The sequence below is a fragment of the Thalassospira sp. ER-Se-21-Dark genome, assembly GCF_017922435.1.
In the GTDB taxonomy this organism is placed as follows: domain Bacteria; phylum Pseudomonadota; class Alphaproteobacteria; order Rhodospirillales; family Thalassospiraceae; genus Thalassospira.
The window spans coordinates 533,425-550,202 of sequence record NZ_VDEZ01000002.1 but is presented as its reverse complement, the minus strand read 5'-3'; the positions used below and the strand labels follow the sequence as shown (position 1 = coordinate 550,202).

Here is a 16,778-nt window from a genome sequence, read left to right as displayed (position 1 = left end):
ATACCTATGAAAGGACGCCGCAACGTTGGCGAACGATACAGAAGACAAAAAACACTTCCCCACCAAGGAAGAGATTATCGAATTCATCGATATGAGCCCGACACCGGTTGGGAAGCGCGAAATTGCGCGCGCCTTCAACATTAAGGGCGCAGCCAAGATCGAACTCAAAAAGATCCTGAAAGACCTGAAGATTGGCGGCGATGTCGTCAAGGGCCGCCGGCGCTTTGACAAACCCGATCGCCTGCCCCCGGTCGAAGTTCTGGAAATCACCGGCGTTGATGACGACGGCGAAGTTCTGGCCAAACCGAATGTCTGGAAACACGAATACGAACCGCCGCTGATTGTTGTGAAATCAATTCGTCGCGGCGGCCCAAGTGCGCCAGGCATTGGTGACAAGATTCTCGCCAAGCTGCGCTACACCGGCAAGCATACCTACGAAGCCAGCATCATGCGGGTCCTCGGAAGCGGGCCACAGCGCGTCTTGGGACTTTATCGCCCCAATGAACGCGAAGGCCGCGTTGTGCCCACAGATCGCAAGGATAGCGGCGAGATCGCGGTCCCGCTTGACGACCATCCTGATCTTGAAAGCGGCGCACTGGTTCTGACCGAAATTTTGCCGGGCAAACATTTTGGTCTGCGCAAAGGCCGGATTACCGAGGTTCTTGGCAACATCAATGAACCCAAATCCATCAGTCTTGTATCGATCCATGCGCGCGGCATTCCGTTTGAATTCCCGCCGGAAGTCGAACTTCAGGCACGTGAGTCCAAGGCCACACCACTGGGTAAACGCACTGATCTGCGCGACATCCCGCTGGTCACAATTGATGGTGCCGATGCGCGTGACTTTGACGATGCTGTCTGGGCCGAAGCCGACCCCGATCCCGCCAATGAAGGTGGCTGGCACATCATGGTCGCGATTGCCGATGTGTCTTGGTATGTGCGCCCGGGTGATGCCCTTGACCGTGAAGCGGTAAAGCGTGGCAATAGCTGCTATTTCCCGGACCGTGTGGTGCCGATGTTGCCGTTTGAGCTTTCGAACGGCTGGTGTTCGCTTGTCCCGCATGAAGATCGCGGCTGCATGGCGGTCGAAATGTGGCTGGATAAACACGGCCACAAACTGCGTCACAAGTTCTGCCGCGGGATGATGAAGTCGGCCGCCCGCCTGACCTATGATCAGGTTCAGCGCGCCATGGATGGCCAGCCAGACGACACCACCGGTCCGCTGGTTGATACCATCATCAAGCCGCTGTATGGCGCGTTTAATGCGTTTCTGGAAGCGCGCAAGAAACGTGGCGTACTCGAACTTGATGTGCCCGAACGCAAGATCGAGCTGAATGACAGCGGACAGATCGTTGCCATTGCGCCGCGTGCACGGTTTGACAGTCACAAGCTGATCGAAGAATTCATGATCGCAGCCAATGTCTGTGCTGCTGAGGAACTTGAACGTATCAAGCAGCCCTGCATGTATCGTATCCACGATGCACCGAGCGAGGAAAAGCTTGAAGCGCTGCACGAATTCCTTGAAGGCGCTGGCTACAAGCTGAACAAGGCATCGGTTCTGAAACCGCGCGATTTCAACCGCATTCTTGAACTGGCCAAGGACACGCCAGAGTCTGAGCTGATCAACACGGTCGTTCTGCGCAGCCAGTCACAGGCCATGTACAGCCCCGACAATATCGGACACTTCGGCCTTGCTCTCAAACGGTATGCGCACTTTACCTCACCGATCCGGCGCTATGCCGACCTTCTGGTCCATCGTGCATTGATCGCTGGCCTTAAACTTGGTGAAGGCGGTTTGACGCCGGAAGAAGGCGAACGGTTCGAACAGATTGGCGAGGACATCTCCGGCACTGAACGACGGGCGGCCATGGCCGAACGCGATGCGGTTGACCGTTATGTCGCAGCCTATATGTCTGACAAGGTCGGGGCCGAGTTCCCCGGCAAGATTTCTGGCGTCACCCACTTTGGTCTGTTTGTTTCATTGAACGAAACAGGGGCGGACGGGTTGGTTCCAATATCCACGCTGCCCGATGACTATTACGTCCATGACGCAGCAAGCCACGCACTTGTCGGACAAAATCGCGGCAAGAAGTTCCAGCTGGGTGATACGGTTGTCGTCAGGATCGCCGATGCCGATGCAGCCACCGGTTCATTGGCACTGCGACTGGCAGAACACGCCGACATTACCGCCCGCGACTTAGTTGAACGGCCACGTGGACGTCGTGGTGCAGGCAAACGGCGCGGGAGCCCCGGCGATCGTAGCCATCGCCATGGCAGCAAGCCCGGTTTCCGATCCGGCCCGCGGGACGCAAATGGCCCGGCTGGATCGTCTGCGACCAAGTCCAAAGGCAAGAAAGCAGCGGCAAAGAAAAAGACCACACCGAAAAAGCAGCGCAAGCTGGTGGCATCCAACCGGGCGGCGCGCAACGCCCCCAAGCAGGGCCCGAAGTCGGATTAAGACCGACCTGCCAACACAAACAAAGGCGGCCGATATGGCCGCCTTTTTCTTTTCGAAGCTAACGATCCGACAAAAGCTCAGAGCATGGTTTCGATGAATTTCGCCAGGTGCTCTGCGGTTTGTTTACCCTTGTTGCTGATGATCGCAACGTTTTCAGGCAGGCCTTCAAGATCGGGATGCGACGCATCGAAACTCGTCAAAAGCCCAAGTTTTTTGTCTGACAGGGTCTTCATCGCTGCCAGGGCGCGGATCAGTTCGATCCCGCTGAGTCCATCAAGCACAGCCGCAGTAATGACGGCATCCGGGCGCGATTGAACCACCGTTTCGAACGCCTCGACGGCCGAACGGGCCGTGATGGTGCGAAAACCCTTTTCACGCAGTGCACGCTGCAAAAAATGCCCCTGCACAGCGGTCGCGGTGACAATAAGGACTTCCTTATCCTGCGCTACTGCAACTTCGGATGCATCATCCTGCTCATCCGCCTTGGCGCTGCGGGTCGGCAGGGAACGGAGAATGCGGGTTTCTTCCTCGGCCTGGGGGTTGGTGCCACTTTCGATGATCTCGCGGATCCAACTGGTGAAATCCACAAGCGATGCCGCTTCGAGATCATCAATTTGGGTCAGTTCGGCAATATAATCTTCAAGCCGATGCGCAATCGCCCCCACCAGCGGGAAGCCGAATGATCCGGCAAGTCCTTTGACGGTGTGCGCTTCGCGCCGCAGTTCGGCAATTCCCGGTCCGGCTTCGTCCATTCCGCCGGCGACACGATCAATCGTGGTTTCAATACGATCAATGCGTTCGATCGTGTCCTCAATGAAGTCCTGTTTCAGACCGGCAATGACTGCGTCTGCACTTCCCACTGGGCACTCCCTTGGCAACTGTTCGATCAAGCAAATGTGACCATATATACGCCCCTGAGGTGAATAGGCATGGCCGATTTTACTTGCTTGCGCAACCGAACATCATGATGATGGCGTACAGTCTCAATGCCTGTTTTCGCCACACGGATCAAGAGGGCGCTGAGATATGACAGGAGTTAATTTTATACATGAATGCCCCACACGATATTTCTCCCGAAACAAATGCCACCACCAGCAACCAAAGCAGCGGTCGACTGATGACCGGTTTGCGTCGCGGATTTCGACGCAAATGCCCCAATTGTGGCCACGGTTTTGCTTTTGGCGGCTATCTGAAGCTTCGTTCCGAGTGTGATGTTTGCAATCACCCGATCGGGGAATATCGCTGTGATGATGCCCCACCCTACTTCACGATCTTTCTGGTCGGACACATCGTGGTTCCGGGTGCCTTGGCGATGGAGCAGAATTTCACCCCGTCCATGGCGTTGCAGCTTTCGATCTGGCTTCCGGCCACCGTCGCATTATGCCTTGGCTTTCTGCCCTTTATCAAAGGGGCTGTTCTTGGCACTCAATGGGCCATGCGCATCAAAGGATAGTCGTTGGCAGAATGCCAATTTTTCCAGTAGAATGCGTAGGTTATCTCGCCTGAATTAACCGGATTGTTTAATTGGTCGCACTTCGCGTAGCACAGAATACATATGACAATCCCGACGCAGGAGTGCGACGTTTGCGGCGCATCTGTGTTGCCGTCGGGTTAAGTGTATTGCAGGCTGCCTGTGCCAGTTCCGACCGGATGGCAGTGACCTCCCCTGATGATCCGCAGACGCGGGAACTGATTTCTCAAACAATTGAACTTGTCGCAACACGCTATATCGATCCGATCAGCCGTGAACAGATCCTGGTGAGCACCCTTGATGGGCTCTCATCGATTGACGAAAGCATTCGCGTCGACATCACCCCCACCGATCTGGTCTTGCAATATGATGACCGAACGGTCGGCAAGATTGCCCTCCCGGCGTCATCCGACGGCATGGCGGATCACGAAAATCTTCAGATCTGGTCCGAAATCACGCTAACCGGATTGGCAAGATACCGGGCACATTCGGCCAAACTGCGCAACACGGACACCAAAGACATCGAGTCTGCCCTGATCAGTGGCGCAATCCGCAATCTGGACCGCTATAGCCGCTATGAGGGTCCGGTACGTGCAGAAAATGCGCGCAACCGTCGTGACGGCTATATTGGCATCGGCGTTCGTGTGGTTGGCGGAAGTGGCTACCCTGTTGTCAAACTTGTTCATGCGGAAAGCCCTGCCGCGCGTGCCGGACTGCATCCCGGCGACCAGATCCTGACGGTCAATGGCGAGGACATGTATGGCAAAGCCAGTCGCTATGCCGCCGACCTGCTGCATGGGGAGGAAGGTACATTTGTCCTGCTTGAAGTGAATGCAGCCAAAAGCAACGCCATCACCCCGATGGAGATACTGCGTGAACGGGTGATTGACCGCACAGTATTCGATGATGTCCGTGACAATATCCTGATTGCGCGTGTCAGCAGCTTCAACTCGGCAACTGCGTCAACGCTTGCTGACAGCATCATGAAGGCGAAGCTTTACGATGGTGGTCTTCACGGCGTTATTCTCGACCTTCGTGGAAACCGTGGCGGACTGTTGCAACAGGGCGTTGCGGTGGCTGACCTGTTTCTGGCCGATGGTCCGATCGGAAAGACGTTTTCCCGTGTCACAGCCGCACGTCACATATTCAAGGCAGAAACCGGCGATTTGACCAATGGGGCGCCTCTGGTTGTCCTGATTGACGGGCGCACGGCCTCGTCAGCGGAACTGGTTGCAGCAGCGCTGCAGGATCGGCATCGTGCCGTGCTGATCGGGTCCACAAGCTTTGGCAAGGGGTCCGTTCAGGCAATCAATGATCTGCCTAACCATGGCACATTGACCTTTACCTGGTCGCGCATGACAGCCCCTTCTGGATACACCTTTGACAGAATCGGTCTTTTCCCGGCCATCTGCACGAAATCGGGCACAGGTAGCACAGCTATTCACAAGGTGGCGAACGCCCTGTCACAGCGTGATGAGACCGCCTCGGTGATGATGAAATGGCGTAAGCTGGACTATCAGGACGAAAAGAGCCGTCGAGAATTGCGTAGCGTTTGTCCGGCCAGCACAAATGGTGAAACATTTGATGTCGAAGTTGCACTTGAGCTGCTGAAAAATAACCGTGAATACAAGAATCTGGCCTATGTCGGACAACAGGAAATCGCCGATACTTTTGCCAGCCAATAAAATTACATTCTTTTTTCCAAAATGGCTTGACACTCTGCCGATAACCTTTATGTTCCGCCGCCTGAGATACACCTGAACACAGGATGCAGAGACATGGCGAAGCCCGCTTCGATCCTCGTAAAGTTGGTAAGCACCGCAGACACCGGTTACTTCTATGTTGTTAAGAAGAACCCGCGGAATACCACCGAGAAATTCCAGTTTCGCAAGTACGACCCGGTCGTGCGTAAGCACGTCGTGTTCAAAGAAGCGAAAATGAAGTAATCTGGTTCTTCGGAACTTGATTGCAAAGATTTAAAAAAGACGTGTCCTTCGGGACACGTCTTTTTTGTTTGTACTTGCCTGGTTCAGGTTAAATGCCACGTGCTGCGATATCAGCCAAAGCGTCTGTATCCCGCCGCAGCAAGCAGCAACCAGCCCCCAATAAAGGCAAAACCGCCAATCGGGGCCACTGCACCAAACGCAGAGATACCGCCAAAGGCAATTGCGTATAAAGACCCGCAGAAGAAAACGATCCCGACAAGCATTGCATAGGCGGCAATGCGCAGGAACTTCTCATCGGGCACATGATGAACCAGGCCAGCAATTGCGGCCAGGGCAACAGCATGTACGAGCTGATAATGCGCGCCCTTCTCGACCAGGCCGCGTGCATAATCCATTTCGCTTCCAGCCATGCCATGGGCGGCAAACGCCCCCAACGCTACCGCCATCGCACCATTCAGTCCGGCCATAACCACAGAAATACGCATCAGAGGTTCCCTTAAAAAGAAGTGCAGTTGTTTCGAACAGATTAGACATCAACAAATCCGTTCGCCATGCGAAAACGCAAAAAAATGGCCGTACAACAAGTGTACGGCCAGTAACTCTCTTGGGGGAGATGTGCCGGAACATTTAAATGTCCGCCACACCAATACCTTTACCTGTCGATCATCTTCTTCTCTGTGACAGTCATCACATGAAGACAAAAAAAATCATACAAATACGACCTAATGAATTGACTCACTTAGGAATTCTTCAAGTCGGCGCACATCCGGGACGAAAAGACCGGTCTCAACCTTTGTCACCAGTTGTCGACGGCCAAGCGTACTCATGACGCGTGCAACGGTTTCCCGCGATGTGCTGACCCGCCCGGCGACCTCGGAATGAACCGGAACGGGTGACAAAAGTGCCGAACCGTTATCGTCACAAACATTGTTGGCACGGCGCAAAATTTCCGCCACGACGCGTTCGTTGGCGCCAAGTGTGCTGACATCAACAATTCTTCGGGTGGAGTTCCGCACAATTCTGGCCAGTTCGCTGATTACGTTCCAGGCGACTGACGGGTGATTTTTGACGACCTTTTCAAAGTTTGCCGGGCTCAAAATACCGACACTGGTATCGTCAACCGCAATTACACAAGCCGAACGCGGCTGCCCGTCAATGGCCGAAAGTTGTCCAACACAGCCGCCTGCTCCGATTTCCTCAAGGGTGATTTCACGCCCCGAAAGCGAGTAATTAACGATCCGTACCCGCCCGGACAAAATCAGGTAAACGTCAGAACTATCTGATTCCGGTTCGATAATTTGCGTTCCGGCCGCAAACGTCTTTCGGTTGACGTGGCGTTCGACGTCTGCAATCGCGCTCTCATCGAGATCCGCGAAAATGCCGACCACTGATAATTTAACCATATCCCCCAAGCTTCTCACTACGGTGTTGTTAGTGTCCGGAGCACAGATCCCCTGCGTTCCCTCACATCTTTTACTGTCCCGGACGCAATCATAAGCAAACAACTTCAGACTGACAATCATTGCCAAACTAAAGTCGGACTCCCACATGTGATTGGACAAGATTATGCTGCATGTGCGAACATAATCGAGTTCTTTTTAATCAAGGCATATATTTGCATCGATCCCGCATCGCGAGGAGGCACGCCATGAGTCCCGAATTGGAGATTTTCCGTCGCAGCCCGACAGGCAAACCCAAAAGTAAACATCCATTGGTGTTTGTACATGGCGCCTATACCGGAGCGTGGTGCTGGAACGAACATTTCCTGACCTGGTTTGCTGATCGCGGCTTTGAGACCGTGGCGTTTTCCTTGCGCGGCCATGGCGGAAGTGGCGGTCGCGAACTGCGCAGCCTTGCATCCATTGACGATTACGTCGAAGACCTTGAAGAGGTTGTCGAGACCCTTGGCAAGAAGCCCGTGCTGATCGGTCATTCGATGGGCGGCTATGTCATTCAGAAATATCTCGAACGCCACAGTGCCGAGGCCGCCGTCCTTATGGCCGCCGTCCCGCCAGAAGGCCTGATTGCGAGCAATGCGATGATGGCAATGGCCCAGCCCGATCTGTTTTTCCATATGTTCTGGCTTCAGGCCATTGGCCCCCATACCCTGCTTCGTGAACGTCTGGGGCGCGCGATGCTGTCGCCTGATATCGCCGAAGATGAAGGCATGATCTATTTCGGGCGGCTTGAAACGGAAAGCCAGCGGGCGATTACAGACATGATGGGCGCCAACCCGATCTTCCTCACAAAGGATGAAGCGCCAGCCATGCTGGTCATGGGCGCACGCGACGATGAAATCATCCAGAGCGAGCTGATCCACCACACAGCCAAGCGCTATGGCGCGGATTATGCCCTGATTGACGACATCCACCACGCGATGATGCTCGATAAAAACTGGGAAAAGGTCGCTGAAACCATACTGGAATGGCTGCAGGTCAAGCTCGTTAGTCAACAGCGTAGCAAAGGCAACAAGACAGCGGCCTAGTCAACCTAAACTGGATTTTTACTGCACATTTGCACCCGCATCTGCCACGATGCGGGTGTTTGCTTTTGAGCGCCCCGACAAACGAAATACCCCGCCAAACAAAACAAAGGTCTGGAACATGCCCCTTAACGCTCCTGTATCTTTCGAAACAATCAAACCACGCCCACGGCTTCTGGCAGCCCTTATTGCCGCGGGTTTATACGTCTGCCTTGGCCAAAGTGCTGTTGCCCAGCAAACAACAGACGCTATTGCGCCTGAGGCAAGCACGGCCGGTTCCTCGTCCGAAATGCGCAAGGCCGCCAATGCAAACAACTGGATGATCAGTGCTGGCAACCCACTGGCTGTCCAGGCAGGTGCCAATATCTTGCGATCTGGTGGCAACGCCATTGATGCGATGGTAACCATTCAGACCATGCTTGGCCTTGTTGAGCCACAATCATCCGGGATTGGGGGCGGCGCGTTTCTGGTTTATTTCGATGCAACGAGAGGAAAACTGACCACGCTTGATGGCCGCGAAACCGCGCCTCTGAACGCAACGCCGATGCTATTCCAGGATGAAAACGGTGAACCGCTTAAGTTTTATGATGCGGTTGTTGGCGGCAGGTCGGTTGGCACGCCTGGCACCCCTGCCCTGATGAAGGCAGCGCACGAAAAGTGGGGGCAACTTCCTTGGAATAGCCTTTTCGATCCGGCAATTGATATTGCCACGGCGGGCTTTGAAGTTTCTCCACGTCTTGCTGCCTTGATCATTGATGATCAGGAAAAACTTTCACGCGATCCCGAAGCAAAGAGCTATTTCTTTGACCAGGATGGCGCACCACTTGCTGCCGGTACGGTTCTTCGCAATCCGAAATATGCCAAGACCCTGCAAGATCTGGCGACTAACGGCACCGTGAATTTCTATCAGGGTCCGGTCGCCCAGGACATTGTCGATAAGGTCAAGGGTGCCAGTTGGAACCCCGGCGTCCTGTCACTTGCCGATTTCGCCACGTATCACGTCAAGGAACGCCCGGCCGTCTGTATCGAGTATCGCGATCATGATGTGTGCGGCATGGGACCACCTTCTTCGGGGGCGCTGACGGTTGGACAGATCCTTGGACTGCTTGAACCCTATGACATCGCCGCGATGGGCCCTGAGTCTGCACAAAGCTGGCGTTTGATCGGCGATGCATCGCGTTTGGCATTTGCCGATCGTGGGCGCTACATGGCCGATATTGATTTTGTCCCGATGCCATTGACCGGATTGCTTGATAAAACCTATCTGGCGGACCGATCCAAACTGCTTGATCGGGACACCGCGCTTGAAACCGTCGAACCCGGTATGCCGAGCTTTAGCCACGCCATGAAATTGGCAGACGACGAAGCGATTGAACTGCCAAGCACCAGCCATTTCTCGATCGTTGATATCTATGGCAATGCGGTTTCGATGACGACCACAATTGAAAACGGCTTTGGTTCACGCCTGATGGTGAACGGCTTTATGCTCAATAACGAGCTGACCGATTTCTCGTTCAAGACCCATTCAGATGGCGTGCCGATTGCCAACGCCTTGGCACCGGGCAAACGCCCGCGTTCATCCATGGCGCCCACCATCGTGATGAAAAACGACAAGCCGGTAATTGTCACTGGTTCACCGGGTGGATCGCGCATCATTGGGTATGTCGCCCAATCGCTTATCGGGATGATTGATTGGAACATGTCGCCCAAGGACGCCATCGACATGCCCCATCTGGTCAACCGGTTCGGCACCTTTGACCTTGAAGCCGGAACTGATGCCGAAAACTTGGCCCCAGCACTGGAAGGCATGGGCTTTAAGACCGATATCCGCGATCTCAATTCCGGCATTCACGCCATTATGATCACCAAAAACGGCTTGATTGGCGGCGCTGATTCCCGCCGCGAAGGCATTGTGGTTGGTGAATAAAGACATCCTGCGAAAACAAAAGAACGGGCAGCCCAACACGGCGCTGCCCGTTCTTTTTTGATGGACACTATGAACGCCAGCTAGGCTGCAGACATCCAATCGGCCAACAGCCGATAAAGATCCCGGTGGTCGGTCGCAATATGATGCGCACCAGCGTCAAGAAGGTAGTTGGCCGGCGTAATATCGACAAGACCGATGGTCGTCGCACCGGACGCAACCCCTGCACGCACGCCATTCTGACTGTCATCGACAACAATGCAGTCCTTGATATCGACACCGATTTTCTGTGCGGCCAGCAAAAAGACATCCGGATGCGGCTTAGGGTTTTCGACATCATGTGCCGAGCAAACCCTGCCTTCAAAGCGCTCCTTCAAGCCAACCTTGGCGAGCGACACATCCATCTTGGCATGTGGACCGTTGCTGCCAATCGCAATGGGAATGTTGTTTTCTTCCAGCAGATCAAGCACCGGATCAAGATGTGCGAACGGTGTCAGATCGTTGCGAAAGGCCGTAAACGTACGTTCGTAGCATTCAGACAGCCAGTCTTCTGGCAGTGTGATGCCAAACATCTGTTCCATTTTTGGCGGCACCATCGCCAATGTGCCACCAATGAAAAGATCATGGGTCTTCGCCATATCCATGTCGCAGCCATAATCACAAAGTTGCTCTGTCAGCACACGACACGCCAGCGTTTCGGTATCAACCAAAACACCATCACAATCAAAGATCACTCCCCGAACGACCGGCTTTGACATTTCCGCCCCCTTACAAACCGGCCAGATCAGACCAGCGTTCCTCATCATAGGCGACCGTCCGGGTCGATCCGAAATCAACAACCGGACGTTTGATCACGGTCGGATTGGCGGCAAGCACTTCAGATGCGGCGGCACAGCCCTGCTCCAATATCGCTTTGTCGTCGTCACTCAGATTGCGATAACTCGGCCCGCGCTTATTGATCAAAACCTTACCCCCGACTTCATCAAGCCAGCCTTTAATGGTCTTGGCATCAATACCGTCGGCACGGAAATCATGGAGCTTGTTTTCAATGCCCTTGGCCTCAAACCATTTAAGGGTTTTGCGGACAGTCTCGCAGTTCTTGATGCCGTAAATCGTAACCATATCAAATCCTGTACTTTAATATCTTCGGGATGCTGCTATGCATCGCGCAATCGGTTTTGACCCTAAATCCCGGAACCTATATAAAGACCGCGCTTGGAATACAGCAACCCTCTTCACCCGGCTTTGACAAAAACGGTAGGCAAATGACTGTTAATCGGCGTATTTCCGTCGCCCCGATGATGGATTGGACGGATCGGCATGATCGCTATTTTCTGCGGCAGATCAGTCGTCATACGTTGCTTTATACAGAAATGGTCACCACGGGTGCCATTCTTCACGGCGGCGTGGAACGTCATTTGCGCTATAACGATGCCGAACACCCGGTTGCGCTTCAGCTCGGCGGCAGCGACCCGGATGATCTGGCGCGCGCCTGCGAAATCGCCAATGACTATGCCTATGATGAAATCAATCTGAATTGCGGCTGCCCGTCTGATCGTGTGCAGAACGGCGCCTTTGGTGCCTGCCTGATGGCAACACCAGATGTCGTTGCGAAGTGCGTGAAATCGATGATTTCGGCCAGCAACGCCCCAGTCACAGTCAAGAACCGCATCGGCATTGACGATCAGGAAGACTACCCGTCGCTTAAACGCTTTACCGAAACGGTTGCCGATGCTGGCTGTAAAACCTTTATCGTTCACGCGCGCAAGGCGTGGCTCAAGGGCTTATCTCCCAAGGAAAACCGTGAAGTTCCGCCGCTAAAGTACGAATTGGTCTATCAGCTCAAACAGGAATTCCCGGAGCTTGAAATCCTGATCAATGGTGGCATCAAGACGCTTGATGAAACCGACGCGCATCTGAAACATGTCGACGGTGTCATGATCGGGCGCGAAGCCTATCAGAACCCTTATGTTCTGGCAGATGTCGACCGGCGTTTTTATGGCGATGATGCCAAGCCCCTGAGCCGCCATCAGGTGGTTGACGCCATGCTGCCCTATATCGAAGAACACCTGAAAGAAGAACACGGCACCATTGGCCATGTTACCCGCCATATGCTGGGCCTGTTCCAACAAATGCGCGGTGCGAAACAATGGCGCCGTTATCTGAGCGAAAACGCCCATCGCAAAGGTGCAGGTACTGAAGTCGTGCGCGAAGCCCTGGCCCTTGTCCCCGAACAGGATGACGAGGTCCTGTCTGCATGACGGCAAACGATGTCACCAGGCTGGCAGAAGGTGATGAACCAAGACCTGCCGGTGAAATAACCTGGCAGGATGGCAATGTGCCTTTCTCTCCGCATTTTGGTGATATCTATTTCAATCCCAAGGATGGGCTTGCTGAAACGCGCTATGTGTTTCTTGAGGGCAACAACCTTCCATCTGCCTGGCAGGACCGCGAAAACTTTGTCATTGGCGAAACCGGCTTTGGCACCGGACTGAACTTTTTGGCCGCGTGGCAATGCTGGGGCACTGATCCCAACCGATCCAAACGCCTGCATTTCGTTTCCGTTGAAAAATACCCGCTGTCGCGCGATGACATGATCCGCTCGCACCAAAGCTGGCCGGAACTATCACAATATTCCAACCAGCTTGCCGAAATCTGGCCACATGAAACCATGTTGCCCGGTGTGCACCGGTTTTTCCTTGCCGATGGCAATGTCAGTCTGACGCTTTTGATCGGCGATGCGATTGAATGCTGGTCTGGCTATGACGGGAATATTGATTGCTGGTTTCTTGATGGCTTTGCGCCCGCGCGCAATCCCGATATGTGGCATCCGGACCTGTTTGCTGCACTTGCCAGCACGTCCAACCCGCGTGGTGCAAGCCTTGCGACTTTTACTGCCGCACGCATTGCCCGTGACGGCCTGGAAAGTGCGGGATTTGAAATCAGCAAGCGCAAAGGGTTTGGCTATAAACGCGACATGATCACGGCGACGCTTTCGGCACCGGTTGGTGACAGCGACGATGCGTCGGACCTTTTCGAAATCGCCGATGATCCTTGGTTTAACCTGCCCCGCCCCAAGAAAACCAAATCTGTCGCCGTTATCGGTGGAGGGCTTGCCGGTTCGGCCTGCGCGGATGCCTTAAAGGCGCGTGGCGTTGCCGTAACCCTTTTTGAGAAGGCAGATGAACTGGCCAGCGCGGCATCGGGCAATCCGATTGGCATGTTGGAGCCCTATCTGACCGTTGATGATGCCATCATGGGCCGGTTTTATGAGGCTGGTTATCGTTTCAGCCATCGCAAGATCAAAAAACTCGCCGATCAGGGATTGGTCGAGGCTGATTTCTGCGGCGTGATTGATCTTGCCACCAGTGACCGCAAACGTGAACGGCTTGATGGCCTGATCGCGCGCCTTGGTGACAAACCCGACCTTGTTGAGGCGCTTGACTGTGATCAGGCCTCAGAACGATTTGGCCTACCCTTGCCCTCTGGCGGTGTTTTCTATCCATCCGCCGGCTGGGTTAATCCGCCTTCGGTGGTGCGGGCCTTTTCAGATGGCATTGATGTGCGGCTTTCAACAACCATCACGGCCATTGGCGATGCTGAACAAGGCAAAGTCCTGACCGATGAAAACGGGTTTTCCTATGGGCCGTTTGATGCCGTTATCATCGCTGGCGCGCATGAAACGCAGATGCTGTCTCAGACAAGCTGGCTTAGAGACCACCTGAACCCTGTTCGCGGTCAGATCAGCTTTTTACCAGAAGAAATCGTGGCAAACTTTGACGATGGTTCCGCTATTAAGTGCGTACTGAGCCACAAGGGCTATGTGACGCCAGCCCGCGATGGCATGCATGTATTTGGGGCCACCTTTGGGCGTGACGATGCGCATACGGACCTGCGCGAAGATGACCACGCCTTTAACATCAACCAGCTTGGTAAAGTCCTGCCCGATGTTGCGGCAAAGCTTTTGCCTGACATGCTGCAAGGCCGGGCATCCTTGCGAACGACAACGGCGGATCACCTGCCCCTGATCGGTCCTGCGCCGGATTTTGACGCCTATCTTGCGTCATATGGCGAGATCGACAAGGGCAAAAAAGGCGCGCGATATATCGATGCGCCCTACCACAAAGACGTGTATATCTGTACCGGTTTTGGGGCCCGCGGACTGATTGGCGCCCCGCTCGCCGCCGAGATTCTTGCCAGTGAGATTTGCGACATGCCCCTGCCTCTGGAAAAAGCGCTGATGCATGCCATTCATCCGGCGCGTTTCATCATTCGCGGCCTCAAGCGTCGGCAACTCACCGCATGAACACACCAAACGCCACACGATCATCGAAACCGTCACCAGCCACCGATCCGGATCGCATGAAAACAGCGGCAACGCTGGCCTTGTTCTTTTCCGGACTGTTTCTGATTCAGGGGGTTTTTCTACCCTATTGGCCGGTCTGGCTAAAATCCCAGGGATTATCGGCGGCCGAGATTGGCATCCTGCTTTCACTGCCGAACTGGGTGCGCGTCTTTGCCGATCCGTTGATTGCCCAACGCGCTGATCGCACCGGCAATCGCAAAACCCCGATGATGTGGCTAGCCGGGATCTATGTGTTATCCATTCTGGCCTTCCCGATCTCGAGCGATTTCTGGTGGCTTGCCACCCTGTCGGTCGTGATCGGCTTTACCTTCTCGCCGCTCCTGCCGCTTGGCACGACCATCACGGTGCACGAATGCAAGGCGCGTGAACTTGATTATGGGCGCGTGCGGCTGTGGGGTTCGCTTGCCTTCATTCTGGCGTCCTATGGGGCGGGCTGGGTTCTGGATGGAACATCGACGGAATGGATCGTCTGGATGCTGTTTGTTGCGGGGATCGTGAATTTTGCGATTACCACCCGTATGCCTGACCCGCAGACAGATCGCCCGCTCAGGTCCGGTTCGTCGCTGATGTATCTGCTGCGTAAACCGGTTTTCCTGATCTATCTCGCCTGCATCGGGTTTGCCCAGGGTGCTCATGGCACCTACTACGCCTTTGCCTCCGTCCATTGGGAATCCGCCGGTTACTCGCATGAGATGATTGGCGTTTTCTGGTCAATTGGTGTGATTGCCGAGATTGTTCTGTTTGCCGTCGCCGGGCGGTTTGTCCGTGGTCGCCATCCCGGTATCTTGTTTGCGATTGGTGCGGGATCAGGAATTTTGCGCTGGATTGTGCTGGGCACAACCGACAATCTATGGTTGATTATTTTGGTTCAACCCCTTCATGCCATGACATTCGGGATCACACATTTGGCCGCTGTCAGTTTTATCGCCCGCGCCATACCGCAACAACTTGCCACCTCGGCACAAAGCCTGATGGCGACATTGTCCATGGGCGTTTTCCTTGGTAGCAGCATCTGGATTTCCGGCCCGCTGTATGAACAGTTCGGATCGCAGGTCTATTACCTGATGGCGGTATTTTCGGCGATTTCGATGGGATTTGCGATTGTGCTGACGCGGACCTGGCGCGGAGAGGATCAGACTTTTTGCAACTGATTAAACTTACCGGCACGAACCAAAAGACAATAATTTTGAACCCATAAGGGGCCTTTGATATGACCTCGATGCCGTTCTCTCTCAGAATGCGCCGCTTGAAACTTGGTTTGAAAACACTGATTGGCGCTGAGCCTGCCGGCTATTTCATTCCTTACCGCTATGCTAGCGAGACGGCAAAGGCTGTTGGTCGCCCGACCTACCCGGCAATCGAAACCATGATGGACACAGCCGCCCCCACCATGAAGGCGTGGCTGACCAAGGCCGCCAATTATCAGGAGGCGTTTGCCAGCTTCGGCAATGCCACCCCGCCGGAGCCACGCTGGCAACAAAGCTGGTTCCCGCGCCTTGATGGCATGATGGCCTATGTCTTTACCCGGGAATTTCGCCCGGACCGGATCATTGAAATCGGGTCGGGTCATTCGACACGGTTTTATTACCGGGCGATCAAGGACGGCGAACTGGATACGGCTTTTCATGCGATTGATCCGGCGCCACGCGCTGATATCGCAAAGCTTCCGATCACCGTCGAACGCACCATCGTGCAAAAAGCCGACCCATCGGTTTTCAAAACACTGACAGGTGCAGATTTCCTGTCGATCGATTCAAGCCACATCCTGATGCCCGGCACAGATGTTGACATGCTTTTTTCATCGGTCATCCCGACCCTGCCGAGCGGGGCGATCATTCATATCCACGATATCACCCTGCCCGATGACTATCCGGAAATCTGGCAATGGCGCGGCTATAATGAACAACAAGGGGTCGCAGCGCTTCTGGCTGGCGGCGGGTTTGAAATCATGTGGTCAAGCGCATATGCAACGACCCGCATGCGCGATGAGGTCGACCAATCCATAGCCAACGGCATACACCTTCCCGAAGGCGCGCATGAAACAAGTCTGTGGCTGCGCAAGCGCTAGGAAATAGACACCCAAAAACAAAGGGCAGCCCAATAAGGCTGCCCTTTTTTCGTTTGGTGCGAT

The 16,778-nt window shown here is 54.4% G+C and carries 15 protein-coding genes; 10 read left to right on the top strand and 5 right to left on the bottom strand.

The features are described 5' to 3' along the window. Positions 1 to 25 precede the first annotated feature (25 nt). Positions 26 to 2,458 (top strand): ribonuclease R, encoded by a 2,433-nt coding sequence (gene rnr, locus FHI25_RS10180; RefSeq protein WP_210517458.1) that lies wholly within the window; start codon positions 26 to 28, stop codon positions 2,456 to 2,458. Positions 2,459 to 2,535: 77 nt separating this feature from the next. Here the strand turns inward: rnr and FHI25_RS10175 are convergent, their stop codons facing one another. Continuing rightward, the gene (locus tag FHI25_RS10175; protein ID WP_210517455.1) at positions 2,536 to 3,318 is read right to left on the bottom strand and encodes an Hpt domain-containing protein; all 783 of its coding nucleotides are present in this window, start codon (positions 3,316 to 3,318) and stop codon (positions 2,536 to 2,538) included. A 188-nt stretch (positions 3,319 to 3,506) separates the two neighbouring features. Between FHI25_RS10175 and FHI25_RS10170 the strand changes: the two genes are divergently transcribed. The 3 genes from FHI25_RS10170 to rpmG all read left to right on the top strand — a co-directional run bounded on the left by FHI25_RS10170 (position 3,507) and on the right by rpmG (position 5,875). Then, entirely contained in the window at positions 3,507 to 3,911 is a 405-nt protein-coding gene (locus tag FHI25_RS10170) for a DUF983 domain-containing protein (protein ID WP_210517452.1), read from the top strand. Between the two features lie 71 nt (positions 3,912 to 3,982). Then, positions 3,983 to 5,614 carry a S41 family peptidase gene (locus tag FHI25_RS10165; RefSeq protein WP_246879028.1) on the top strand — a complete coding sequence of 544 codons (1,632 nt, stop codon included), beginning with the start codon at positions 3,983 to 3,985 and terminating at the stop codon, positions 5,612 to 5,614. A 93-nt stretch (positions 5,615 to 5,707) separates the two neighbouring features. Further along, positions 5,708 to 5,875, top strand: a complete 168-nt coding sequence (rpmG, locus tag FHI25_RS10160) for a 50S ribosomal protein L33 (protein ID WP_008890790.1) — start codon at positions 5,708 to 5,710, stop codon at positions 5,873 to 5,875. Between the two features lie 110 nt (positions 5,876 to 5,985). Here the strand turns inward: rpmG and FHI25_RS10155 are convergent, their stop codons facing one another. Both FHI25_RS10155 and FHI25_RS10150 read right to left on the bottom strand, forming a co-directional pair. Continuing rightward, positions 5,986 to 6,360, bottom strand: a complete 375-nt coding sequence (locus tag FHI25_RS10155; protein WP_008890791.1) for a DUF423 domain-containing protein — start codon at positions 6,358 to 6,360, stop codon at positions 5,986 to 5,988. A gap of 237 nt (positions 6,361 to 6,597) precedes the next feature. Next, positions 6,598 to 7,278 (bottom strand): Crp/Fnr family transcriptional regulator, encoded by a 681-nt coding sequence (locus tag FHI25_RS10150; RefSeq protein WP_008890792.1) that lies wholly within the window; start codon positions 7,276 to 7,278, stop codon positions 6,598 to 6,600. 245 nt (positions 7,279 to 7,523) lie between these two features. On the opposite strand from FHI25_RS10150, the gene FHI25_RS10145 reads away from it, so the two are divergent. Beyond that, positions 7,524 to 8,360: an alpha/beta hydrolase gene (locus tag FHI25_RS10145; protein ID WP_210517449.1), complete on the top strand. Its 837-nt coding sequence runs from the start codon at positions 7,524 to 7,526 to the stop codon at positions 8,358 to 8,360. A gap of 118 nt (positions 8,361 to 8,478) precedes the next feature. Beyond that, on the top strand, positions 8,479 to 10,284 hold the full coding sequence (ggt, locus tag FHI25_RS10140; RefSeq protein WP_246879027.1) for a gamma-glutamyltransferase: 1,806 nt from the start codon (positions 8,479 to 8,481) through the stop codon (positions 10,282 to 10,284). Between the two features lie 80 nt (positions 10,285 to 10,364). Here ggt and FHI25_RS10135 read toward each other — a convergent pair whose 3' ends face one another. Further along, the gene (locus FHI25_RS10135; RefSeq protein WP_064780918.1) at positions 10,365 to 11,039 is read right to left on the bottom strand and encodes an HAD family phosphatase; all 675 of its coding nucleotides are present in this window, start codon (positions 11,037 to 11,039) and stop codon (positions 10,365 to 10,367) included. Positions 11,040 to 11,049: 10 nt separating this feature from the next. Further along, complete coding sequence (locus FHI25_RS10130; protein WP_210517446.1) at positions 11,050 to 11,403, bottom strand: ArsC/Spx/MgsR family protein; 354 nt, start codon at positions 11,401 to 11,403, stop codon at positions 11,050 to 11,052. A 143-nt stretch (positions 11,404 to 11,546) separates the two neighbouring features. Between FHI25_RS10130 and dusA the strand changes: the two genes are divergently transcribed. From dusA to FHI25_RS10110, 4 genes are read left to right on the top strand one after another with little or no spacing between them, the layout of a single operon-like run. Continuing rightward, entirely contained in the window at positions 11,547 to 12,542 is a 996-nt protein-coding gene (gene dusA / locus FHI25_RS10125) for a tRNA dihydrouridine(20/20a) synthase DusA (RefSeq protein WP_210517443.1), read from the top strand. Further along, entirely contained in the window at positions 12,539 to 14,587 is a 2,049-nt protein-coding gene (gene mnmC / locus FHI25_RS10120; RefSeq protein WP_210517440.1) for a bifunctional tRNA (5-methylaminomethyl-2-thiouridine)(34)-methyltransferase MnmD/FAD-dependent 5-carboxymethylaminomethyl-2-thiouridine(34) oxidoreductase MnmC, read from the top strand. The genes dusA and mnmC overlap by 4 nt, the downstream gene beginning before the upstream one ends. Beyond that, complete coding sequence (locus FHI25_RS10115; RefSeq protein ID WP_210517437.1) at positions 14,584 to 15,798, top strand: 3-phenylpropionate MFS transporter; 1,215 nt, start codon at positions 14,584 to 14,586, stop codon at positions 15,796 to 15,798. The genes mnmC and FHI25_RS10115 overlap by 4 nt, the downstream gene beginning before the upstream one ends. A gap of 59 nt (positions 15,799 to 15,857) precedes the next feature. Further along, the gene (locus tag FHI25_RS10110; RefSeq protein WP_210517434.1) at positions 15,858 to 16,715 is read left to right on the top strand and encodes a class I SAM-dependent methyltransferase; all 858 of its coding nucleotides are present in this window, start codon (positions 15,858 to 15,860) and stop codon (positions 16,713 to 16,715) included. Positions 16,716 to 16,778: the final 63 nt, after the last annotated feature.